This window comes from Roseivirga spongicola, from assembly GCF_034376045.1.
Lineage (GTDB): Bacteria > Bacteroidota > Bacteroidia > Cytophagales > Cyclobacteriaceae > Roseivirga > Roseivirga spongicola.
On sequence record NZ_CP139724.1, the window covers coordinates 729129 to 752613 of the forward strand.

Genomic DNA, 23485 nt, shown 5'->3' on the forward strand with positions numbered 1-23485 from the left:
TGTCCATGTCTACCAACTACTTATTCAAGCTTTGTATAAGTTCTTTTGCAAGCTCCTCTACATAAATACTCGCATGCTGCATTGAGTCACGAAAACCCTTGGCTTTCTCGAAGACTTGATAGACCAGCTGTATATCTAAATTGGCTTTGACCTTATCAATTTCTTCGGCTATTCCGCATATTATACCAATTGGTATTTTATTTTCTTTTGCCTTGTTAGCCACTCCGAAAATTACCTTTCCTCCAAGTGTTTGACCATCCAATTTACCTTCTCCAGTAATGATCAAATCTACATTTAGAAGTTTTCGGTCATACTCCAAAAATTCAAAAACTTGCCCAATACCAGACTTAAGCTCAGCATTTAAAAAACTCATTAAGCCATACCCTAGACCTCCAGCAGAACCGGCTCCAGGCTTATCTTCATTACCGTTATCAAGAATTTTTGCCAAGTTTTTTAGTCCGTCATCAAGAAACTCGATATCAGCTTGTGTAGCTCCCTTTTGACTTCCAAAAACGTGAGAAGCTCCATTTTTTCCTGTCAATGGGTTTTGAACATCTGAAAGAACAGTGAATTTGACTTCCGAAAACCTCTCTAAAAGAGAGAGATCAATGGAGTGAACTTTAGACAAATCTCCTCCCCTAATTGCACTCAATTCTGTACCTGACTTGGAGTAAAATTTAGCTCCTAAAGCTTCAGCCATACCGCAACCACCATCATTAGTGGCGCTGCCCCCTATCATCACATAAATATCATTGGCTCCCCGATCTATGGCATCAAGAATCAACTCACCCGTACCATAAGTTGAAGTCTTTGTAGCTGACTTCTCAACAGCACTCAACAAGGGTAGCCCCGAAGCTTTGGCCATTTCTATATAGGCCTTCTCCTCTTTCAGCAAGTAATAAGCATTAACCGGCTTGAAAAGAGGATTAGAAACTTCCTTCTCTACTCTAATCGCTCCTAACTGCTGCTCAAGAATATCCAAAGTGCCTTCACCACCATCTGCCAAAGGGAGTTTTATGACTTCAGCCTTTGGCTTAACCTTTTTTATCCCTCTTTCTATAGCATCACAAACCTCATAGGCGGTAAGCGAATTTTTAAATTTGTCGGGGGAGATTAGGATGCGCATCAGAATAAGCTTGGCAAAATTACCGAAACAACTACAATCAAGACGAAAAAGGCCACCAGATAATAAACTGGTTTTTGATTGAAACGAATAGGTTCCACCTTGACCATAGGATGACCGCTCACTACTGGAGCAACCATGCTAACCAAATAAGCTATTACAAAAGTGACTACTGCTCCAATGGCATTCCACCAGAACCAGAATATTTCCGGTACAAAGAGCCATAGGTAAACATTCACACCCACACCAACCAAGAGGCCGATATTCGCTCCTTTAGTGCTGATCCTTTTCATCAAAATGGCCATTACAAAAGTGGCCAGAATTGGCCCGAATGATACAGAGCCCACTTTGTTTATGGCTTCTATCACCGTATCGGCAATGTCTCCTACAAAGAACGCTATGACCACACAAACCACTCCCCAAAACAGCGCAGTTAAATGCGAAAGTCTCATGTAAGCTTTTTCCTCCACTTTCTTTCCTCGTGCAAAAAGGTCTTCAACAGAGGCTGCCGAAAGTGAATTAATAGCTGAACTAAGGCTTGACATCGCTGCTGAGAAAATAGCTACAATCAACAGACCTACAACTCCATTTGGGAGAAAATCACGAATGAAAATAGGGATCATTCTGTCGGGCTGGTCTGCCGGAATCTGGCTGATGAAATCAGTTCGCGATAAGGCGAGAGTGCCCAGCACTAGCCCCATAATACAATAGGCAAAGGTGATTGGAAAGCGCATCAACCCATTACAAAGCAATGTCTGCCGCATGGTTTTCATGCTACTCGCAGAAAGCAATCGCTGTACCTGACTTTGATCTGTACCATAATAAGACACATACAGAAAGAACCCTCCAATGAGCATTGGCCAAAAACCAAACTCATCTCCATTAAAGCCTAGCGAAGAAAAATCTACGGCTGTAATTCTTTCAGAATCTACTTTATCTAGGAATTCACCCCAGCCCCCTAATTCCTTCAAACCAAAACTGAAACAGATAATGATTCCTATAAATAGAATGATCATTTGAATCATATCCCCATAAACCACGGCCTTCATTCCACCTTGATAAGAGTAAATCATGGTTACAATTCCTATCAGCACGATACTTTGCCACATGGGAATTTCCATGACACTTTCAAGAATAATGGCCACGGTGTAAATCATCACACCTGTCCCGAAGGCTCGGCTAATTTGAAAGACTATGCTGAGCAGGACTCTGGTACTCGGTCCAAAACGCTTTTCCAGAAACTCGTAAACACTAACAATGCCCGACTTGTAGAAGGTGGGCACTAAGACTACCATCAGAAAAATCATGGCTAACGGAACAGCAAACTCGTAAGTGAGCCAAATCATTCCGCCACCTTCCTTCAGTCCAACAAAGGCAGGGGCCGAAATAAAACTCACAGCGGAAAGCTGTGTGGCGGCCGTGCTCATAGCTAGTGGAAACCAGCCAAAGCTTCTTCCTCCTAAGTAATAATCGTTTTTGTCTGCTTGATTTTTGAAGCGGTATCCCAGATAAAGAAATCCGCCAATGTAAAGAATTACAATCGCATAGTCGAGTACATTCATTAGTCAGCCATTAGGTCTAAAACCACCGCGGCTGTCCAAGAGAACCTATCGCCACCATACCCCTTCTCTAGTGTATCTGCCACAGCCCTACGCGGGTCAAAATATTCGTGAAAACCTAAATTATTAACTAATTCTAAGAAATCCCATTTCAAGATATTGGCCGTTCCATGATGACCGTAATTCTTACAGCCCTGATACAACAACCAATTCATCTGTGGCCAAATCGGACCTTTCCAGTACTTTTTAGGGTTGAAAATCCAATGATCGGGATCGAAGCTTGGCATAATTCTATAACCATCTTCTCTCTCCCCCAGAAAATCGATGTAGTCAATCAGCTGATCGGCTCTTTCCTGATTAGGAATTCCGGCATATAGGGAAACAAAACTCCCTATTTCCTTCATTTTAATATGCTTTTTATTTCGAAGGTCATAAGGAGCATACATCCCGAGTTCATCCAACCAGAGTTTCTCATCGAATGATTTCTTACTCAATGCATTGAACGCTTCAATCTCCGTAACATCGAAGCCAAACTCCCTTCCGAGGTTAATTAGTGCCTCATTCGACTTGATAAGTACTGCGTTATAGAGTGTATCCTGAACCACAAATGGCGACTCTTTGGCAATTTCTATTCCCTTGTATTTGTGCTTTTTACCAAGCTCCATCAGGTAAACATAAATATCATAATCACGATCTGATGGACGTTCCGAAGGGTCTGCCTTCAGGTTGTCATATCGTTTGTAAGGAGGAATATCATCTTTGGTGATTGGAATAGTCTTTACCAGATCATCCCACAACGGAGAATTATCCCTGCCAGAAGCCCAAGGGTGATAAATGTAGATCAGTCCTTCATTTTCAGGATCTCTATGTTCGTAATAGTATTTATGGAGTTTCATCAACTTTGGGAAAAAGGACTTAATGAAATCCTTCACCTCCTGATTATTCGGGTTCATCTGATAGATGCGCTCCAGCATAAAAGCGTGCACCGGAGGCTGGGTAATTCCCGAAGTCTCCACCTTCTTGTTAGCTCTTTCAATAGTACTAGACTCCCAATATTTCGGACCGGGGAAATATCCTTCTCTTTTTTTGGAATGGAAGACAATATGTGGCAGCATTCCGTTTTCCCACTGACCTTCAAAGAGGGACTCAAATTCTAAAAAGGCTCTTTTTAAGTCGAAATGAGCAAACCCCAAAGCCACAAAACCTGAATCCCAGTTCCATTGATAAGGATACAAATTGATACTAGGGACGGAATATCGGCCTTCCCAGGTGTTGTCGTTTAAAATTTGAACTGCTTCTTTTCTCAGTCGTGAGAACTGACTGGTGATCTTCTTGAGGTTATTCATAAACTATTTTCGCTCATAAATTAACCCATAGGCTCGAAAATCAAAAATCAGGTTCGAGAGGTTATATGATGCATAACGCAATTGCGAGGAATGAAACCTGTGTCCCGAGACCCCGATACTTCGGGGCGGGACACAGGTTTTATGACGAAGCAATCTCCTTGTCGTAGGGCAACAACAACCTTTGGGAGATTGCTTCGTCACAACCTTCCGCTATCGCGAAGTTTGCTCCTGGCAATGACGGTTACCGGTAGTTAACCTTATACCTCAGCTCCATTACACCAGAGCTATAGACTTTTGAGCTGGTAAGCTCAAGGTTCTGCATCAGCTGAGCATCTGAGAAAATGGGAATGCCTTTGCCTACAATAAAGGGCATGAAATGAACAATCATTTCATCGAGAAGGCTGGCTTTAAGACAGAGCGTGTTTACTTCTCCACCACCAATCAACCAAATATCTTTCCCTTGCTCTTGTTTGATTTCCTTCAACCGTTTAGCATGATCTGAAGTAATAAAAGTGGCATACTCATCTTCCTTCAAGTTTCGATTTCTGGTTAAAACATAGTTCTTCTGTTCCTTGTATGGGAAAGGCATATCGAAACCCAACACCTGCTGATAAGTGGCATTCCCCATCACTGTAGTATCAATGGTTTCAATAAAGGCTGAATAACCATAATCTTCATCTTTAGGGTGGTTGATGGTGTCCAACCAACCCACTCCACCTTCAGCATCGGCAATTTTACCATCAAGGCTAATGGCAATGTAAGCAACTAGTTTCCTCATCTGATTGAATATCTTAGTATAGTCTTCAATTTACTCTTTTCCGTTCTCATTGGGTCGTTGAGATAGATTTCATGATGCTTACCAACTACCTCAAAACCTTCTCTTTGGGCAAACTGAAGCATTTTCTGGATACTTGGCCATTCTTCTTCGTAAGAACCAATATGCAGCAACTGGACGCTTAAGCCCTCATGAATTTCCTCGAAATTCAATCCGTGGTTATCGGGCAGCTTGTTCTTGGCTTTCAACTCTAGAATGGCCGTTGCTACTTCCTGTCTCCCAATAAAATCGGGCATGCGGATCATGAGTTGCCAGCACCATTCTTCTCTCGGGCTTTTCTCAAATGGAGTTTCTCCTTCTACCCACCAAAAGGCTTCTAGTTTGGGCACAACAAAGTCCATTTCATTGGCTTTGCTAGTGAACTTAATTTTATAAGCCAAGGCATACAGGCGACCGATAGCATCTTCAAAAATGGGATTCTCAGGAGCACATTTGCCTGAAATAGTGAGGTAGTAATAAGGTTCTAGATTGACGACTTTGGGTCTTTCTGCTGCGGTATAATATTCTGGATAGGCTTTTTGTAGATCGAGTTTCTGAAAGGTTATAATCATAGCTGTTGAATTTATGAGCAAGTAAACAGCCACTAGTGACAACCCTATGTCAGTAGGTTTTGGGAGAACGAATTTTTAGCAAGATCAAAATGAAAATATAGGCACGTGATGATTCTCTCTTTGCGCTCTCAGCGAACTTAGCGGTTTCATATTTAACCGCAGATAACGCAAAGTGCGCAGAGCAGTGATCACTCATAATTCCTCCTCAACTCTTCAGCTCTCTTCTGCATAATGGTAAAGAGCTTGTCTGGTGAGACGATTTTTACTGAGTCCCCTAGCATGGCCAGCCAGCGTGAAAAGTAGCCCAAATGAGGGGTCAGAAATTTCATTATCAAGGCATCTCCCTTTTTCTCTTCGCTAACAAAACCTTGGTAGTACTTCTGGTTTACGATGTATCGAGCCGCCTCTCCTTTAATCTGAACAATCACTTCTTCTAATTCACCTCCATAAGTCAGGCGCTTGATAAATTCTTCGTAGGGTTCTCTAGGCTCAAATTGCTCATCCCTAATTTCCAGCTTCACAAGTCTGTCTACTCGGAAATCTCGTGGCTCTTGTCGCAAAAGACAGTAAGCCAATAAATGCCAGCTATTACCATAATATACCAAGCCCATAGGTTCTACTTGTCGCTCGGTCATATTGCCATTGTAATTAGAATAATATTTGAACCGCAACACCTTCTGCTCTATCAAGGCCTTCTGAATGGTGGCCATAAAGTTGTTCGGAAACTCATCATCTACAGGTATTGGAGGATGACTCACCTTAATCTGCTCTTCTAGTTTTTCAAGCCCCTCTTTTTGGGCTGTCTTCAGAACTGACTTAATCTTAAACATAGCCTCAGAAAAATGCTCTTTGATAGAGGCATCCGTCTGACCTTCAATCAGCTTAGCACCTAAAACCAGTGCATTGGCTTCTTCTTCGCTAAACATTACCGGAGGCAAATGATAGCCATCCATGATGAAGTAGCCTTTGCCAGCTTCTGCACCAATGGGTACACCAGCTTCTTCCAAAGCTCGCACATCGCGATAGACTGTCCGCAAGCTGATCTCAAATCGGTCGGCAATTTCCTGAGCGGTAATCAGCTTCTTGGTCTGCAGCTGAATAAGCATGGCGGTTAGGCGGTCTATTCGGTTCATTGAATGGGGAAGTTAAAAAGTTAGTCGGGGAAGCGAATATAAAACCTTGAAATTATAGAATTCCTTGTCCAGATCATTTTTGAGCTTCCATCTATCCCGATACTTTTAGATTTCCCATGGGGGAAGACTTGACCTACTGCCAGCATCGGTTTCAACTTTTTCATCAGTCTTGTGATAATTACAGAAATCCATCAGGCAACAGATTATATCAGTTATGATAATTGAAAGACCTAATCCCCCAAGCCCCCTTTTCGAAAAAGGGGGAAATAGTCCGCGCTAGTAGTAAGCTATGCCTCATCATTGACTTCAGTTTATAATGATATTCCTATGAAAACATCGAATGATGGTTGGTAAATAATCCTTATCATTGCGGCATGTGGTTAGATCATCTGATCTTGTTTCTGGGTTGGCTTTTATTTTATGGCATTCATAGTGCCTTGGCGACTGAAAAGGCTAAAAACGCTTTACCGATTGGACCACGTGCTTACAGAATTCTCTATAACCTCATCAGTTTCATTTTCTTTCTGGGCCTAATGCTTTTAGGAGCTTTGATCTATAACGTTTTGCTTTTCGCTCCATCACCATTTTCAACCTACACAGGGCTAATGTTTGCTGCAGCGGGATTGTTCATTATAAAAAGAGCATTCAGAAATTACAGCTTAAGTGCCTTTCTAGGTTTCAAGAAGAACCTGAATGAAGACTTAAAAACAGAAGGAATTCAAGCTTACGTAAGGCATCCGCTTTATACAGGTACCTTATTGCTGGTCATTGGTTATGTGCTTTTCAACCCTCAACTCTCAAGCCTTGTCATACTTTTAGCGCTCTGCATTTATCTTCCATTCGGCATAAGATGGGAAGAGCAAAAACTTATAAAAATGTACGGAGAAGCTTATTTGGAGTACAAAAAGAATGTTCCTGCACTATTTCCACCTATTAAACTTAAGCGCTCAGCATGAAAATTAAAATTGCCACATGGGCGGCTATGCTCGGTCTTACTTTAGTGCTTATCGGAATCTTGAGTCGATTCACAGATTTCATTACCGTGAACCAGAGAACTGGCTGTTACATCATCGGATTGGCGCTAATGCTTTTAGGCACAATATGGAAGGTTGTTTTGGAGATGAACGAAAAGGAGTAAAAATCACTCCTCTTCATCAGTTCCTTTTATTTCATCTAAATCGTCTCTGTCTCTAAGCTTCTTATCATCAACTTTCTTATTCAGAAACTCATTGATTTTGTCGATAGGCAATGACTTTTGGATCTCACCAAAGGAGTCTATATTCAACTCCAGACCATCTAGTTCTTTAGCCACCTTTGGCTTCTCATCAGTTTTTTTCTTAGCCATAAATTATGATTTCAAAGTTTCTGAGGCCTTATCAATTCGGTTGTAAACCTCTTCTGCCCCAAGAATTTCAACAATATCCATTAAGTCAGGACCTCCGCCTTGGCCCGTCAAAGCCAATCTCAAGGCAGGCATAACCTTTCCTAACGGCAATTGATCTCTCTCTAGAACCTCTACCAGTAGTTGCTTAGCAGAATCCTTGTTGTAAGAACTCTGTTGTCTAAGTTCTGTTGCAAATTCCATCAACTTACTTGCTGCCTCTTCGTTCCACTTCTTACGAGCAATTTTGCTATCGTATTCATTTGGTTGCTCAAAATAGAAGTTTCCAGCCGCTGGCATTTCTTGAACAAAAGTGACTCTCTCTTTCAAAGAAAGAGCTATACGCTGAGCCCTATCCCTATCTATTTCAAAGTCTAGTAAAGCTATAAATTGGTCTGTCAAATCATCATCTGACATGAACTTTAAATATTGCTGGTTAAACCACTTGGCCTTTTCAATATCAAATTTTGCACCTGCCTTATTAATCTTCTCTAAGCTGAAAGCATCGATGAGGTCGTCAATAGAGAATAATTCTTTTTCTCCTCCAGGGTTCCACCCAAGTAAAGCCAAAAAGTTAATGAAAGCATCGGGAAGATAGCCTGTTTCTCTAAAACCAACAGACAGCTCTCCAGATTGAGGGTCAGTCCAGTTCAACGGAAAAATAGGGAATCCCAATTGATCTGCGGCTCTCTTACTCAGTTTTCCGTTACCATCTGGTTTCAAAAGCAATGGCAAATGAGCAAACTCAGGAGCTTCCCAACCTAGGAATTGATAGAGCATTATATGCAACGGAGCTGAAGGCAACCACTCTTCACCTCGTATTACATGAGTGATCTCCATTAAGTGATCATCAACAATATTAGCCATGTGATAGGTTGGCATGCCGTCAGATTTCATCAGAATCTTATCGTCTAAGGTTGCAGTGTTTACTACAACCCAACCACGAACTACATCTTTGAATCTGACATCTTCATTACGAGGCAACTTAATTCTAATCACGTATGGCTCACCAGCATCAAGTTTTGCTTGAGTTTCTTCAGGAGAAAGTGTCAAGGAATTACTCATCTGCATGCGCGTAACAGCATTGTACTGAGGGTTAGCTACTCTTGCCTCCTTCAGTCTATCGCGCATGGCGTCTAACTCTTCAGGAGTATCGAAGGCATAATACGCCTTTCCTTCATCCAAAAGCTGCTGAGCATATTTCTTATAAATATCCTTTCTTTCTGACTGTCGATAAGGTCCAAATTCACCCCCAAAGCTTACTCCTTCATCAGGCACAATTCCAGCCCAGCTGAGAGCCTCCTCAATGTAGCTTTCAGCACCTTCAACAAATCTATTCTGATCAGTATCTTCTATTCGAAGAATAAAAGTTCCATTGTTTTTCTTTGCAAAAAGGTAGTTATACAAAGCCGTTCGGACTCCTCCAATATGTAAAGCCCCTGTAGGACTCGGGGCAAAACGTACTCTTACACTCATGGTCTTTTGTAATTAGGCCGCAAATATATAAAGTCTTGAATCAAGAATTAGTTCAGTAGCTAAAGATCGACCGCTATGCACGAAATCTCTACGTTAACATCTTTAGGCAATCGAGCCACTTCAACGGTTTCTCTTGCCGGTGGCTCAGACTTAAAATACTGGGCATAGGCTTCATTAATAGTAGAAAACTGCCCCATATCTTTAATGAAAATGCTACACTTTACTACATTACTAAAAGTCATTCCTGCCTCAGAAAGAATTGCCTCTAAGTTCTTCATTACTTGGTGCGTTTCTTCTGTTATATTCTCATTGATCATTTCCCCAGTCACTTGGTCGAAAGGAATTTGACCCGAAACAAACAACATGTTGCCAGCTTTTACTGCTTGGCTATATGGCCCAATTGGAGCTGGAGCCTGATCGCTTACAATGATCTTCTTAGACATACTAGATAAGTTTTAGAGATTCTATAGTTTTGTCACAAATTAGTCATTTATGAACATTCTAGTGGTAGGCAACGATGCCGAATTCAAAGCCCTCGAAATAAAATTCGCCCATAGTCATTCCCTTCAACACCTGTTGAGCTCAAGCCAGATCGATGGTTTTAAAGATATTGATGTGGTTTTTGATTTCAATATTGCGGACCAACCAGAAGATATTGAAGCTTATTTATCGGAAGAAGGTTTAAATGTATTCTTAAATGCGCCCAAAATCAGTCTGGCAGAGATGGCTTTTTATCAGCCCGAAGTAAACTGTAATCTTTACGGGTTTAACGGACTACCAACATTCATAGAAAGAGAAATTCTTGAAGTTTCTGCTTTAAAGAATAATGGAGCACTTGAAACCATGTGCCAGCAACTAGAAACAGATTTTGAGGTTGTACAAGATAGGGTAGGCATGGTTACACCCCGCATTATCTTCATGATAATTAATGAGGCATACTATACCGTTCAAGAAGGCACGGCCACTAGAGAAGATATTGATCAGGGAATGAAGTTAGGCACTAACTATCCGTTTGGGCCTTTTGAATGGGCTGAAAAAATTGGCTTAGATAATGTTTATGAGACCCTTGAAGCCATATATGAAGACACAAAAGAAGAGCGGTACAAAATCTGCCCGCTCCTCAAACGTGAATATCTTTTATTAAACTGATTACTCCACCGTAACAGACTTAGCCAAGTTTCTTGGCTGGTCTACGTTACAACCTCTCATTACTGCAATATGATAAGACAACAATTGCAACGGAATAACTGAAATTAATGGCATCAACGCTTCATGAGCGGCTGGCACTTCAATAATATGATCTGCCATAGCCGCAATTTCAGTATCACCTTCGGTTACTACTGCTATTACTTGACCTTTTCGAGCTTTCACCTCTTGAATGTTTGAAACAATCTTTTCGTAAGAGCCATCCTTAGTAGCAATAAACACTACCGGCATGTTTTCATCTATCAATGCAATAGGACCATGCTTCATCTCAGCCGCAGGGTAACCTTCAGCATGAATATAGGAGATCTCCTTTAGCTTCAAGGCGCCTTCTAGGGCTACAGGGAAGTTATAACCTCTCCCTAGATACAGGCAGTTGCTAGCATCCTTATACTTCTCGGCAATTAATTCAATCTGAGCATTGAGGTCTAAGCATTTAGCCACTTTATCTGGCACAGCTTCAAGCTCAATCAATAGGTTTCTGTAAACGCTCTCTTTCAGAGTGCCTTTTTTATTGGCAATCATTAATGCCATCATGGTAAGCACGGAAATTTGAGCCGTGAATGCCTTTGTACTGGCTACACCAATTTCAGGGCCAGCATGCGTATAGCTACCTGCATGCGTTGCCCTAGGAATAGAGCTTCCAACAACATTACAAACACCAAGAATAGTTGCTCCCTTACTCTTTGCCAATTCAATGGCAGCAAGCGTGTCGGCTGTTTCTCCTGACTGAGAAATGGCTATTACAACATCTTTCTCTCCTACTACGGGGTTTCTATATCTAAATTCTGAAGCATACTCCACTTCTACAGGGATTCTACAGAATTCTTCGAAAATATATTCTGCAACCAATCCTGCATGCCACGATGTACCACACGCAATAATTAAGATCCTATCGGCATTCTTAATTTTATTGATGTAATCATGAATTCCCCCTAGGTGTAAATGACCTTCTTGCGCATTGAGCCTACCTCGAAGACAATCTCCAATAGAACGTGGCTGTTCAAATATCTCTTTCAACATGAAGTGCTCATAGCCACCTTTCTCAATAGCTTCTAGCTCCATATCCACTTTCTGGATATAAGGCTTCATTTCAACATCTTCAATATTCTTAATGGTAAGCTTCTTATTCTCGATGATCGCAATTTCCTGATCATCTAAATAAACTACTTCATTGGTGTACTCTATAATTGGAGTTGCATCTGACGCTAAGAAAAACTCATCCTTACCAAGGCCAACTACTAGAGGACTACCTTTCCGAGCAGCAATAACTAAGTCGGGATTATCTTTGTCCAAAATAACAATCGCATAAGCTCCAACCACCTTAGTTAGAGCCAATCGCACCGCCTCGGCTAAATCCACTTGAGTGTTTTGGAATATATCCTCAATGAAGTTGATAAACACTTCAGAATCTGTATCGCTATTGAAGGTGTATCCTTTCTTAGAAAGCTCTGTTTTTATAGCGGCATAATTCTCAATGATTCCATTATGAATCATAACTAAACGACCACTATTAGATACGTGAGGGTGAGCATTTCTATCACTAGGAACACCATGGGTTGCCCAACGCGTATGGCCTATTCCCACATTAGCATCTATATCTTGATCTTTAGCAAAATCATGCAGAGTGGCAACCTTACCCTGCTTCTTATATACATTGAGGTCTCCGTCTAAAAGTGCCACACCAGCACTGTCGTAACCCCTATATTCTAATCTTTGAAGTCCTTTAACAACTACAGAATAGGCCTGTCTATGACCTATATATCCTACAATCCCGCACATGCTTAATTTATTTGTGGAAAAGTAATAAAAATAAGAGGCTTAGTTAACCTCAGAATAGAAAATCTTCAGCTTCAAATTATCTCTACTAAATGTAAACCCATTTAAGGACGAATTCATAAGAGAAGGGTAAACGAAGAAGTCATTTCTAGAAATCACGCCTGACTGATAGGCTTTTACAAACGAGGTAATAGACCCTGAATAGGTCTTTTTATCCGGATCATAAAATAACCGCACAGGTGATGAACTACTCAGCGGATTGGCTCCATCTTCCTGAATTGATCTAAAGGTCAACCTATCAGGAATACGGGTATTTCTTTCATCAGTCATATAAAACGACAAACTAAAAGGAGGGTATTCTCCATCAGGAAAATCTTCTATAGGGCCAATTGTTATTTCGGCAAGGTTAACGATCACTTCAGGAAAGTTATTGCTAAACTCCTCTAAGCCAGAGAAATCTACTTTGGGCACTAAACCTTCACCAGCGTGGACACCTAACAAGGATGTCTCATACTCTGTACTCGTCTCAACGACAGACTCAAAAGAACTACCCGACCTATCTACAGTCACATTATAAAAATTCGGCATCCCTGAGGCACTCATGGAGAACTCCTTATTTAAGGTCTCTGTATTATCTGCATTAGGCTCACTGTAATAGAAGGCTAATTCAAAAGTAGAACCTGTCTGGATCCCGTAAATATTATTATCCATTACGGCATTAGCCTTAATAGCAAAACCAGGGAAGAAAGCTTCAAACTCATCTTGAGAGATAAACTTACTATCATCTGTTCTAACCCCTTCAAAAAATTCAGTTGCCCAATCCGCTGTCACATCCATAACATATACAGAGTCAAACGCATCTATCTGAAACTGACCACTGGCTAACAATTCATCTCCAATAGCAAGACTATTTGTGTTAATATAAGTAGTATCATAAAACTCTTCGGCTATCGGGTATAGCTCTAAACTCAAAGCCCTATTTGCTAAGGCAGTGTCTATCAAATACCCAATTTTGAAATTGATCTGAACAGAGTCCAAAACAGCATCGTCAGATATATCTGGCTGATTTAGAACATTAGCTGCTAACCCTATATAACCAGTAGCTGAAACAGGATTACCAAATGGTGAATTATTTAATTGTCCGAATAGTGCGATTGAAATATCGGAGGTGATTATCGAGTCCATTAAAACCATGGAAGCCCCAACAGGAACATCAACAGTTGAAAACTCTACTGGAGCCACATCATCAGTTGCGATTCCAAATTCTCCTTTCTCCTCACAAGAATTGAAAATTGCGAGACCCAACATCAGAATCCCGCAATTTTTAATCTTAGCCAACAAGTTCATTATATAAGTTATAGTACGAATCTAAAAAGTTATCGTCCTTTTCTATTGTATTAACTGTTTTCTGCTTTTCGATTTCCTCTAGAAGTTGGTTTAAGCTTTCGCTAACCTCTTCTTCTTCTGCTTTAATTACCGCATCGGCATATTCTGCACCGGTTTTAATAAAACCAGCAAAATCTGCAGACTTTAAGTTTTCGAGCATGCTATCAGAAATGTCCATCATTTTCACTTTATCCAATAACCCTTCATCAAACTGATGTGCAAAAGAATTATTATAGATAGTGAATACTGATTTCGTTTCTTGGAATAGGGGATCGTTTTTGTAGGTAGTTTTTAAATACAATGGAATCAGACTTGTCATCCAATCATTACAGTGAACGATATCAGGAGCCCAGCCTAATTTCTTCACGGTTTCCAGAACGCCCTTACAGAAGAAAATGGCTCTCTCATCGTTATCCTTGTAGAAGTTGTCGTTCTTATCGAAGAACACAGACTTTCTATGGAAATAATCCTCATTGTCGATGAAATACACCTGAAGCTTAGCATTCGGAATAGACGCCACTTTAATAACTAATGGCTTTTCTTCCTCTCCTACGGCAATGTTAATTCCCGATAGCCTCACTACTTCGTGCAACCTGTTCTTTCTCTCATTAATGAGACCGAAGCGAGGAACCAAAATCCTAATCTCCATACCTCTCTCTTGCATAGCTTGTGGCAATTTGCGCACAAAATCTGCAACTGCTGAAGTTTGGAGGAAGGGGTTAATCTCACTCGCTACGTAAAGAATCCTTAATTTTGACATATTTAATGGAAATTTAATGAAACCTCTTTGCTAAAAAGAAGCACAAAATTACGGATTTTTGGTCAATTTTCCTCCAAAGGAACGAAAAAGCCTCAGGAGTCTTTTCTTTTTCGTAGTTAATATTGGTTAATACTTCATGAAAGTTTTCAAAACAATCCATCAATTGCGAGAGCACCTCTCACCACTCAGGAGCCAAACCAAAATTGGTCTAGTACCAACAATGGGAGCGCTTCATCAGGGGCACATCTCTTTGGTTGAAGAATCAAAAAAGAAATCCCAATTCACTGTAGCTTCCATCTTTGTCAACCCTACACAGTTCAATAACCCTGAGGATCTAAAGAAATACCCAAAAACTTTAGAATCAGACTTAGCTAAACTAAGTGAAGCTGGATGCGACATTGCTTTTGTTCCAGACGACTCGGAAATATATCCTAGAAAACCAGAAATTAAGATAGACCTAGGACCAATAACTACTGAGCTTGAAGGTAAATTTAGACCTGGGCACTTTAATGGTGTAGGTTTAGTAGTATCTAAGCTCTTCCACATAGTGCAACCCGACCTAGCATTCTTTGGCCAGAAAGACCTCCAACAATTCTATGTAATCAAAAAACTAGTAACTGAGCTTAATTTTCCAGTAGAGTTACACATGGTAACAACCCAGAGGGAGGCCAACGGCCTAGCTATGTCTTCTCGTAACATGAGGCTTTCTGCCGATGAAATAAAAGAGGCAAGCATGCTCTATAAAGCCCTAAAGATATCTCAAAACATGCTCTTAGCTCAAAGCGACATCAAGGAAGTCAAGGCTCAAGTTCAAGAACTATTCAGCCAATCTGAGCGTTTGGAGCTCGAGTATTTTGAGGTAATAGACACATCTAGCTTCAAACCTTTATTAAAAGTAAAAGACAGTAGAAAAACAGCTATGTGCATAGCTGCAGAAATTGGAAGCGTAAGGTTAATAGATAACTTGCTATTAAATTCTTAACTTTGCGCCCGTTTTGGGGGAAAGGAAATGCAATTAGAAATATTCAAATCGAAAATACACAGGGCAAAAGTTACTCAAGCAGAGCTTCACTACGTTGGTAGCATTACTCTCGATGAGACCTTAATGGAGGCTGCAGATATTATTGAGAACGAAAAGGTTCAAATCGTAAATGTAAATAACGGTGAGCGATTCGACACCTATGTGATTAAAGGTGAAAAAGACAGTGGAACAGTTTGTCTTAATGGCCCTGCAGCAAGAAAAGTACAAGTTGGCGACATTATTATCATTGTTTCTTATGCCATTATGGAAAGAGAAGAAGCAAAGAACCATCAGCCAATAATTATCTTCCCAGATCAGAACAACAGCATTAAATAGTCAGATTGAAGCTAAACGTTAAAGAAGCTGCCAAGTACGCTTTTGTACTCATCTTAACAGGAGCCATATTTTGGTATCTTTTTAGACAAATTCAATTAGACGATTTTAAATCTGCTTTAAGTCAATTCAATTTTTGGTGGATTGGCCTGAGCATATTTCTGTCAATTTTCAGCCACTTTCTCAGAGCTTGGAGGTGGAAACTATTGCTTCAGGGCTCTGATTACTCTGCTAATTTATCCAACAGCTATTTCGCTGTAATGATTGGCTACTTGGCCAACTCTATATTTCCAAGACTGGGAGAGGTGACTCGCTGCGGAATACTGAATAAAACGGATAAAGTCCCTGTTTCAATTTCCTTAGGTACGGTGGTTACTGAAAGAGTCATTGACTTGTTTATACTACTAATAGTTACTGCAGTTACTTTTTTGCTACAGTTCAATTTGCTGGAAAGTTATTTCAACAATGGCCTATTGAGCCTCAAAACCAAGCTTATAGACAATTGGTGGATATTAGGATTGCTATTCGTACTAGGGATTTTTGGGCTTTACCTGCTTTTTTATACCAGCTTAGGCAAAAGAGTAAAACTGGTTGGCAAAGTTAGAGACTTTGTAGGCGGGCTCTGGACTGGCATAACCAGCCTCAAACATGTAAAGAATCAGTTCGGATTTTGGATCTCTACTCTAGGCATTTGGGTTCTTTACTTTTTTATGCTTTACGTTATCACCTTTGGTTCTCCATTAACAGAAAACCTTGGCATTTTGGCAGGCCTTTCCATATTAGTAATGGGCAGTTTTGGCATGGCCACCCCAATTCCTAATGGTGTTGGCGCATTTCATACCCTAGTAGCAGGTGTTTTAGTACTTTATGGCATAGATCAGCAAGAGGGAATAATTTTTGCAACCATCATGCACACATCACAATTCATTACTGTTTTGGTGATTGGTTCCATAAGTTTAATCTTGGTGAACATTAAGCATAAAAGGCAAAGTAAAATTGGAAACTCCGAACAAAATAAAGTCGAAGAGTGACCTGAAGTCGCAAATCAGAGACTGGCAGGCAGAAGGGCAAAAAGTAGTTTTTACCAATGGTTGCTTCGACATACTCCATCTTGGACATATAGATTATCTAGAAAAAGCTAGAGCGGCCGGAGACAAATTAGTTGTAGGACTAAATTCTGATGAGTCTGTTTGCAAACTGAAAGGACCAAAAAGACCGATCAACAAAGAATATGCTCGTTCGAGGATGTTAGCCGCCTTTTCATTTGTTGATGGCGTAACCGTATTTGGAGAAGACACCCCGAAAGAACTGATTGAGTTTTTATTGCCAGATATACTCATAAAAGGAAGCGACTATACCGTTGAAACTATTGTGGGGGCAGACATCGTTTTAAAGCATGGTGGAGAGGTGAAAACCATTAATTTGGTGGACGGCTTTTCAACAACAAACATAATTGAGAAGATAAAAGAGAAGTAATATGTATATAGTATTAGTCATAGGAATAATGATTGTGAGCTTAGTAGTTCAGCAATCATTAAAGAGCAAATTCAATAAGTATTCAAAAGTTGGATTACAGATTGGTTTAAGCGGAAAAGAAATAGCAGAGCTAATGCTTAAAGACAATGGTATTTATGATGTGAATGTAGTTTCTGTGCAAGGCAGGTTAACCGATCACTATAACCCAACTGACAAGACTGTAAACCTAAGCCCTGAAGTATATAGCGGGCGTTCTGTAATGGCAGCAGCCGTTGCCGCTCACGAATGCGGACACGCAGTGCAGCACGCTAGAGCATACGGACCTTTAGAAATGAGATCAGCCTTGGTTCCACTACAGCAAGCGGGGGGTAGAATGATGAACTTTCTATTTATGGCACTATTGATTGGTTCTTTCGGTCTGTCATTGATACCCCAAACTTGGGCAATCCTTGGAATTATAGCAGCTTATGCCATATTCACCATATTTGCTTTTGTAACGCTTCCGGTAGAATATGACGCCACCAAAAGAGCTTTAGCTTGGGTAGAAGAAAGAAATATTACCACAGGTGAAGAGCATGGCATGGCAAAAGATGCTTTAAATGCCGCTGCCAGAACCTATTTAGTAGCTGCTCTTGGCTCTCTAGCCATGTTACTCTACTGGGTTTTAGCATTCTTAGGTAATGATTGATTAGAATTTTATCCACATTATTATAACTTTGCCTAACAAACGTTAGGCAATTTTATTTCTATGAATTTCGAATTAACAGAAGAACAGATAGCTGTAAGAGATGCAGCGAGGGAATTTGCTCAAACAGAGCTTCTTCCGGGTGTTATTGAAAGGGATGACAAACAGGAATTCCCAGCAGAGCAAATCAAAAAAATGGGTGAGCTCGGCTTTATGGGAATGATGGTAGACCCTAAGTATGGAGGGGGCGGAATGGATACCGTTTCTTACGTTTTGGCGATGGAAGAAATTTCTAAAATAGATGCATCGGCTAGCGTTTGTATGTCTGTAAACAACAGCTTAGTTTGTTGGGGATTAGAAAAATTTGGTACTGAAGAACAAAAGGAAAAGTACCTTAAACCATTGGCATCAGGCGAAAAAATTGGTGCATTCTGTCTTTCAGAGCCAGAAGCAGGTTCTGACGCCACTTCGCAGAAAACTACCGCAGAAGACAAAGGCGACCACTACTTGTTGAATGGAACTAAAAACTGGATCACAAACGGTAACTCAGCGTCTATTTATTTAGTAATTGCTCAAACCGACCGTGAAAAAGGACATAAAGGAATCAATTGCCTAATTGTTGAAAAAGGCATGGATGGCTTTGTTGTAGGTAAAAAAGAAGACAAGCTTGGTATTAGAGGTTCTGATACCCACTCTTTGATGTTTACCGATGTAAAAGTTCCGAAAGAAAATAGAATAGGTGAAGACGGCTTCGGTTTCAAATTCGCTATGTCTACTTTAAATGGAGGAAGAATTGGAATCGCTTCTCAAGCACTAGGAATTGCTTCTGGAGCTTATGAATTGGCTCTTGCATATTCTAAAGAAAGAAAAGCATTTGGTAAGCCAATTAGTCAGCACCAAGCCATTCAATTTAAGCTGGCCGATATGGCAACTGAAATTGATGCCGCTAGACTTCTTTGCCTTCAAGCTGCTTACCTAAAAGATCAGAAGAAAGACTTTGGCAAGCAAAGTGCAATGGCCAAACTATACGCTTCTAAAGTAGCCATGGACGTTACCGTAGAGGCAGTACAAGTGCATGGTGGCTATGGCTATGTAAAAGAGTACCATGTAGAGCGTTTGATGCGTGATGCAAAAATTACTCAGATTTACGAAGGAACTTCAGAAATACAAAAGATCGTGATCTCGAGAGAGTTATTGAAATAATTAGAATTGTTCAAATATTATGACCATTGGTATATTGATTCATGCCAATGGTCATTTTTTTTGGAAAATTCCAAGATGAAAAAATTTTCAATGTTACCTTAGTATCGGACTGTAACTTTTTAAAGAGACCATGGAAGACTACAACAAGATTATTGAATCTTTAGGTGTCCGGTTTATCAAAAGCCGTAATATTAAAATTGCCAAATCGATTACCATCAACAACTTTTATGATGTTGAAAACACCATCATTATTGTAAATAATGGCGATATCTACTTCGGGCCAGACCAAGAGAAGGTTTCTGAAGGAGATATGCTATTTATTCCTGGTGGTAAATCTCTTAACATTTCATTTGGGTCATCAACAGCCCCTGCTATTAACAATGACGAATTCATTTCGAACAAAAAGAAGTACTTGCAAAATGCTTCTGAGTCTGAAATAAACGACTATGATGTAGATGGATTCAGCCAAGTTATGTTTGAGGCTAAGGTGTTCGATTCAGTGAACTTCTTCTCTTCACTGAACATCACTCCATTTGCCATTAAGGGATCTAGCCTCATTGCCGACCTCATAAGATTAATTATTGAGGAAGACAATTCTGTGAAGCCTGGTAAAAACAGAATTATCAAGCTAAACACTGAATACTTAGTTGTTGAGATAATCAGATACATCTTAGACAACAGGCTATTCGTAGAGCAATTGGTAACCAACAGCACCTACTTTAAAGACCCAAGACTCATCGATATCTTTAACTACATCAAAGAGAATATTGGTGGAGATCTTTCTAACAAAGTATTAGCAAGAGTTGCTAATGTTTCTGAAGACTACGTTGGGCAATATTTCAAAATGCTTACCGGAATAAACCCTCAAGACTACATTGAGTACCAGAGAATGGAAGCAGCCGTAGACCTACTTAGAACTACCAAGAAAAGCATTCGAGACATTGGTAAAGAAGTTGGGTACAAAGACACCGCTTATTTCTGTAGGAGATTTAAGATGATGTTCGGTATTCCTGCAGGTAAAATGAGAAGAAGAGAGAGCTTAATTAACGTTTAAGGTCTCATTAAAAACTTGAACAATATCAGAAGCCTCGGTCATTAGATCGAGGTTTTTTTGTACCCCATTACCAATAACCACAACATCTGCCCCAGCCTCATAGGCACGTTTAATTTTCTCTTTAGTATTTAAGCCACCACCTACTATTAAGGGCACAGATGTATTGCTTTTAACAGACCTGATTATGCGCTGAGCAATTGGCTCCTCTGCACCACTCCCTGCATCTAGATAAATTAACTGCATGCCAAGCATCTCACCAGCCAAAGCAGTACTTGCTGCCAAATTAGGCTTATCGTTGGGTAATGGTTGAGAGTTACTCATGTAAGAGGCGCTCGTTGGCCTACCAGAATTAACTAGCATATACCCCGTAGGAATAACTTCAAGATTACTCTTCTTTATAACTGGAGCCGCCACAACATGCTGCCCAATAAGCAACTCAGGGTTTCTGCCAGATATTAATGAAATAAACAAAATAGCATCTGCTTCAGCCGAAATCTGTATGGCATTGCCAGGGAAAAGAACGCAAGGAATGTTAGTGTAAGACTTAATGAAACTTACCGCTTCATGAATGAAGTTAGAAGTAACATGACTTCCCCCTACAAAAATGTAGTCTACCTTATTCTCAATACATCGGTTAAGACACTGCACAAGCCCCGACTCATCTAGATCGTCCGGATCTATCAATACCGCTAAGCTCTTTCGTGCACCTTTTGTATTCTCTTGGATTTTATTCAGAACCCTCTTTGTCATTGCTGTTATTCAGGTCGGTAATAAATGTCTTGAGCTGCTTTGCCGCTAAACCAAGAGCAAAAAGTATGGCTTGCTCTTTTAGTGAATTGCCTAGAAAGTTTGACCGAGCTATCTGACGAACCACCTTGCTCTTTTTCTTTTTCTTCTTTTTGGTAGTTTCTTCAGCTTGCTCTTCCTCTTTTTCATCACTAGAGAAAAGCTGAGAAACGAGTAACACCGCCAAAAGTCCTCCACCAACAGCTAGGCCAATTTTTCCAGCCTTCTGAACCTTTTCCTTCATTTCATCAAACTGATCTTCGATCGAGTCTTTTAACTCTTTACTAGTTGCTTCTAACTCTTCTTTACTGCTCATCTTCGTCATCAGTTTTCTCCTGTAAAATTCCAGATTTTTCTACTTGGGAATGTAGAACCCTTTCTATACTCTCTTTAGATAAGAAGGCGCCAATACCAACTAAAATATATGTTCCGGCCACAATTACATAGCCCCAAAAGCTACTTTCTAGAACCTCATTCAAAAAGGCCGAAAGCGCTATAGAGAGGAACAGTAAAGCCGTAAGCATAGAGAATATTAGCACACTCCAAGTGAGTAACCTAGCCAATACTTGTACAAGCTGCTCCTTTAAGTCTAGCTTTAACAATTCTATTTTAGTTTCCACATAAGCAGAAACTGTATCCGCAAGTTTATTGAAATCAAAGATTTTCAAGCCTCAATGTTTCCGGCAAGATAATAATAAGGGAGCGAATTATTGAATAGAGAGTAGCTTAGAAGATTTTAACAATCTTCCTTGGCCATCATAATGCTCAGATCTGATTATAATTTTCTGATCAGCATCGAACCAGAAATGTGCGATAGACTCATCCATCTTAACCTCTATGTAGTTCAGATGCTCTAACTTAACCTCATCTAACTTATAGGTTGAGGTATCATTATGACTTAATATTTGATATTTCTTTTCAAAACTGAGCCCTTTGTCTTCATACGAGTAAACCCTCTCTAGCGCAGCAAAGCTTTGTTGTTTATCGCTTATCATAAACATAGTATCAGGCGGAGCATTTTCTCTCGGGCTAGACTGCTCATATAACAAATAGTCAAGCCTATGATCAGAAACTTCCCGTCTTACTTTAATGGTAGAGTGACTTACTTCAGAGCCTGCATAGCTCTCATACCGATAGGTTCTCTCCGTAACGTACCCTTGGTTAAAGTATATAAGGGCGAATGGCATTAAAAAGAAAGTAAATAATATATAGGAGAAACCTACTAATCTTGAGTCCAGTGTCAGTTCTCCAAATTTACCTGCCAAGAATATCGGGAACCTTCTGATGGCTGGAAATGGAAGAAAAACTAGAACCCCAACTAAGTTAAATAACAGGTGAACAAAAGCTAAGCTTAATGCGGCCTCCGATTTATTAAAAGCTGCCAACAAGGCAGTAATAGTTGTTCCTATGTTTGCTCCCATAATAAATGGAAATACGTTATGTAGCATTACCTTACCTGAAGCAACCAGAGGCACTACGAGAGAAGTTGTAATTGAGCTAGACTGCACCCCTCCAGTAATCACTATTCCCCAACCAAACGACTTAAACGGGTTCGCAAAGATGTATTTCTTGAGATTCTCTTTAGAGCTACCAATAAGCCTTTTGTAGATGATGTTTGACAAAAACTTAATAGAGACAAAGAGTAATATAAGAGACAGAAAAACGGTAATGAAATTCTGAGGCAGCACACTCACTAGCCAAGTACTGATCTTATCTATACCTATGCCATAAGAATTATGCATGATATTAGACGCTACTTCAGAATCGTTCACAAGCCCTGTAAGCTCTTGTGAAAAATAACTCATAGTTCCGTAGTAGTACTCCAACGGAAATACAATCAGTACAGTAATGATATTAAAGAAGTCGTGAATGGTACCAGCAGATATGGCTTTCCTAAACTGGTTTCTATTCGTAATAAAACCCAATGAAACCAATGTACTCGTGAGCGTAGTACCCACATTGGCCCCCATCACAACGGGAATAGCATTGCCTAAGGTTAGATAACCGGAAGCCACAACTGCAACAGTCATAGCCGTAACGGTTGAGCTACTTTGAACTAATGCAGTAGCCAACAACCCAATAAACAACCCAATAAATGGATTAGATGTAGCCAAAAGAATGGACCGAACCGTATCTTGGCCCAGCATTGTAACCGACTCACCTACAAGGTCTATGGCCAGTAAAAACAAAAAGATAGCAATGAGAAACAACAAGGTTGTTCTCAGCCAGCCCAACGGCTTTTCCATTGACTTTTTGTTTAATACTTCTACCATTTCTTAATGAGCAGATACACCTGCCCTAAAATATTGTGCAAAAATAGACCAATGCTTTTGCGCTGTATACCTAGTAATGTAAAGCCTATGTTAACATTTGGGGTATTATTGAAAAAATTGTT

26 protein-coding genes are annotated in these 23485 nt (G+C 40.2%); 10 read left to right on the forward strand and 16 right to left on the reverse strand.

The genetic code is table 11. The features are described from left to right. Positions 1-16 precede the first annotated feature (16 nt). From T7867_RS03260 to T7867_RS03285, 6 genes are all read right to left on the reverse strand, one after another. The gene (locus tag T7867_RS03260) at positions 17-1126 is read right to left on the reverse strand and encodes a glycerate kinase (protein WP_068215726.1); all 1110 of its coding nucleotides are present in this window, start codon (positions 1124-1126) and stop codon (positions 17-19) included. Beyond that, positions 1126-2685, reverse strand: coding sequence for a sodium:solute symporter (locus T7867_RS03265; protein ID WP_068215728.1), 1560 nt, complete (start codon positions 2683-2685; stop codon positions 1126-1128). The genes T7867_RS03260 and T7867_RS03265 overlap by 1 nt, the downstream gene beginning before the upstream one ends. Beyond that, positions 2685-4028 (reverse strand): MGH1-like glycoside hydrolase domain-containing protein, encoded by a 1344-nt coding sequence (locus T7867_RS03270; protein WP_068215729.1) that lies wholly within the window; start codon positions 4026-4028, stop codon positions 2685-2687. Before T7867_RS03270 ends, T7867_RS03265 begins: the two co-directional genes overlap by 1 nt. A 241-nt stretch (positions 4029-4269) precedes the next feature. Continuing rightward, on the reverse strand, positions 4270-4806 hold the full coding sequence (locus T7867_RS03275) for a dihydrofolate reductase family protein (protein WP_068215730.1): 537 nt from the start codon (positions 4804-4806) through the stop codon (positions 4270-4272). Next, entirely contained in the window at positions 4803-5414 is a 612-nt protein-coding gene (locus tag T7867_RS03280; protein WP_068215733.1) for a GyrI-like domain-containing protein, read from the reverse strand. Before T7867_RS03280 ends, T7867_RS03275 begins: the two co-directional genes overlap by 4 nt. A gap of 188 nt (positions 5415-5602) precedes the next feature. Next, complete coding sequence (locus tag T7867_RS03285) at positions 5603-6547, reverse strand: helix-turn-helix transcriptional regulator (RefSeq protein ID WP_068215735.1); 945 nt, start codon at positions 6545-6547, stop codon at positions 5603-5605. A gap of 374 nt (positions 6548-6921) precedes the next feature. Here T7867_RS03285 and T7867_RS03290 point away from each other — a divergent pair, with 374 nt between their 5' ends. Together T7867_RS03290 and T7867_RS03295 are read left to right on the forward strand one after the other, a co-directional pair. Then, positions 6922-7503 (forward strand): methyltransferase family protein, encoded by a 582-nt coding sequence (locus tag T7867_RS03290; RefSeq protein WP_068215737.1) that lies wholly within the window; start codon positions 6922-6924, stop codon positions 7501-7503. Beyond that, positions 7500-7685 carry a hypothetical protein gene (locus T7867_RS03295; protein WP_068215739.1) on the forward strand — a complete coding sequence of 62 codons (186 nt, stop codon included), beginning with the start codon at positions 7500-7502 and terminating at the stop codon, positions 7683-7685. Before T7867_RS03290 ends, T7867_RS03295 begins: the two co-directional genes overlap by 4 nt. A gap of 3 nt (positions 7686-7688) precedes the next feature. Here T7867_RS03295 and T7867_RS03300 read toward each other — a convergent pair whose 3' ends face one another. The 3 genes from T7867_RS03300 to T7867_RS03310 are packed head-to-tail and all read right to left on the reverse strand — an operon-like array spanning position 7689 to position 9847. Next, positions 7689-7892 (reverse strand): hypothetical protein, encoded by a 204-nt coding sequence (locus T7867_RS03300; RefSeq protein WP_068215741.1) that lies wholly within the window; start codon positions 7890-7892, stop codon positions 7689-7691. 3 nt (positions 7893-7895) lie between these two features. Beyond that, positions 7896-9404 (reverse strand): glutamate--tRNA ligase, encoded by a 1509-nt coding sequence (gltX, locus tag T7867_RS03305; protein WP_068215742.1) that lies wholly within the window; start codon positions 9402-9404, stop codon positions 7896-7898. A 59-nt stretch (positions 9405-9463) separates the two neighbouring features. Beyond that, positions 9464-9847, reverse strand: coding sequence for a RidA family protein (locus T7867_RS03310; RefSeq protein WP_068215743.1), 384 nt, complete (start codon positions 9845-9847; stop codon positions 9464-9466). A gap of 49 nt (positions 9848-9896) precedes the next feature. Between T7867_RS03310 and T7867_RS03315 the strand changes: the two genes are divergently transcribed. After that, complete coding sequence (locus tag T7867_RS03315) at positions 9897-10553, forward strand: 3-hydroxyacyl-CoA dehydrogenase family protein (RefSeq protein ID WP_068215744.1); 657 nt, start codon at positions 9897-9899, stop codon at positions 10551-10553. Here the strand turns inward: T7867_RS03315 and glmS are convergent, their stop codons facing one another. From glmS to T7867_RS03330, 3 genes are read right to left on the reverse strand one after another with little or no spacing between them, the layout of a single operon-like run. After that, a complete protein-coding gene (gene glmS, locus T7867_RS03320) occupies positions 10554-12389 on the reverse strand; it encodes a glutamine--fructose-6-phosphate transaminase (isomerizing) (RefSeq protein WP_068215745.1) in 1836 nt (611 codons plus the stop codon). It abuts the gene before it with no gap. Positions 12390-12428: 39 nt separating this feature from the next. Continuing rightward, positions 12429-13724: a DUF4270 family protein gene (locus T7867_RS03325; protein ID WP_157717474.1), complete on the reverse strand. Its 1296-nt coding sequence runs from the start codon at positions 13722-13724 to the stop codon at positions 12429-12431. Next, positions 13717-14532, reverse strand: a complete 816-nt coding sequence (locus T7867_RS03330; protein WP_068215747.1) for a glycogen/starch synthase — start codon at positions 14530-14532, stop codon at positions 13717-13719. The genes T7867_RS03325 and T7867_RS03330 overlap by 8 nt, the downstream gene beginning before the upstream one ends. 136 nt (positions 14533-14668) lie before the next feature. Here T7867_RS03330 and panC point away from each other — a divergent pair, with 136 nt between their 5' ends. The 7 genes from panC (at position 14669) to T7867_RS03365 (ending at position 20304) form a co-directional block, all read left to right on the forward strand. After that, on the forward strand, positions 14669-15514 hold the full coding sequence (panC, locus tag T7867_RS03335) for a pantoate--beta-alanine ligase (RefSeq protein WP_068215748.1): 846 nt from the start codon (positions 14669-14671) through the stop codon (positions 15512-15514). Between the two features lie 27 nt (positions 15515-15541). Next, positions 15542-15889, forward strand: coding sequence for an aspartate 1-decarboxylase (panD, locus tag T7867_RS03340; protein ID WP_068215749.1), 348 nt, complete (start codon positions 15542-15544; stop codon positions 15887-15889). Positions 15890-15894: 5 nt separating this feature from the next. Then, positions 15895-16917 carry a lysylphosphatidylglycerol synthase transmembrane domain-containing protein gene (locus T7867_RS03345; RefSeq protein WP_068215754.1) on the forward strand — a complete coding sequence of 341 codons (1023 nt, stop codon included), beginning with the start codon at positions 15895-15897 and terminating at the stop codon, positions 16915-16917. Next, positions 16883-17362, forward strand: a complete 480-nt coding sequence (rfaE2, locus tag T7867_RS03350) for a D-glycero-beta-D-manno-heptose 1-phosphate adenylyltransferase (protein WP_068215756.1) — start codon at positions 16883-16885, stop codon at positions 17360-17362. The genes T7867_RS03345 and rfaE2 overlap by 35 nt, the downstream gene beginning before the upstream one ends. A gap of 1 nt (position 17363) precedes the next feature. After that, positions 17364-18050, forward strand: a complete 687-nt coding sequence (locus tag T7867_RS03355; RefSeq protein ID WP_068215758.1) for a zinc metallopeptidase — start codon at positions 17364-17366, stop codon at positions 18048-18050. A gap of 60 nt (positions 18051-18110) precedes the next feature. After that, on the forward strand, positions 18111-19250 hold the full coding sequence (locus tag T7867_RS03360; protein WP_068215760.1) for an acyl-CoA dehydrogenase: 1140 nt from the start codon (positions 18111-18113) through the stop codon (positions 19248-19250). A 130-nt stretch (positions 19251-19380) separates the two neighbouring features. Continuing rightward, positions 19381-20304 carry a helix-turn-helix domain-containing protein gene (locus T7867_RS03365; RefSeq protein ID WP_068215761.1) on the forward strand — a complete coding sequence of 308 codons (924 nt, stop codon included), beginning with the start codon at positions 19381-19383 and terminating at the stop codon, positions 20302-20304. On the opposite strand, the gene T7867_RS03370 is transcribed toward T7867_RS03365, so the two are convergent. From T7867_RS03370 to T7867_RS03385, 4 genes are read right to left on the reverse strand one after another with little or no spacing between them, the layout of a single operon-like run. Further along, complete coding sequence (locus tag T7867_RS03370; protein ID WP_068215764.1) at positions 20290-21054, reverse strand: phosphoglycerol geranylgeranyltransferase; 765 nt, start codon at positions 21052-21054, stop codon at positions 20290-20292. The two genes, T7867_RS03365 and T7867_RS03370, sit on opposite strands and share 15 nt — an antisense overlap. Next, positions 21032-21406, reverse strand: a complete 375-nt coding sequence (locus tag T7867_RS03375) for a hypothetical protein (protein ID WP_068215765.1) — start codon at positions 21404-21406, stop codon at positions 21032-21034. Before T7867_RS03375 ends, T7867_RS03370 begins: the two co-directional genes overlap by 23 nt. Continuing rightward, positions 21396-21758, reverse strand: a complete 363-nt coding sequence (locus T7867_RS03380) for a phage holin family protein (protein WP_068215767.1) — start codon at positions 21756-21758, stop codon at positions 21396-21398. Before T7867_RS03380 ends, T7867_RS03375 begins: the two co-directional genes overlap by 11 nt. Positions 21759-21797: 39 nt before the next feature. Next, complete coding sequence (locus tag T7867_RS03385) at positions 21798-23336, reverse strand: Na/Pi symporter (RefSeq protein WP_089082268.1); 1539 nt, start codon at positions 23334-23336, stop codon at positions 21798-21800. Between the last annotated feature and the right edge of the window lie 149 nt (positions 23337-23485).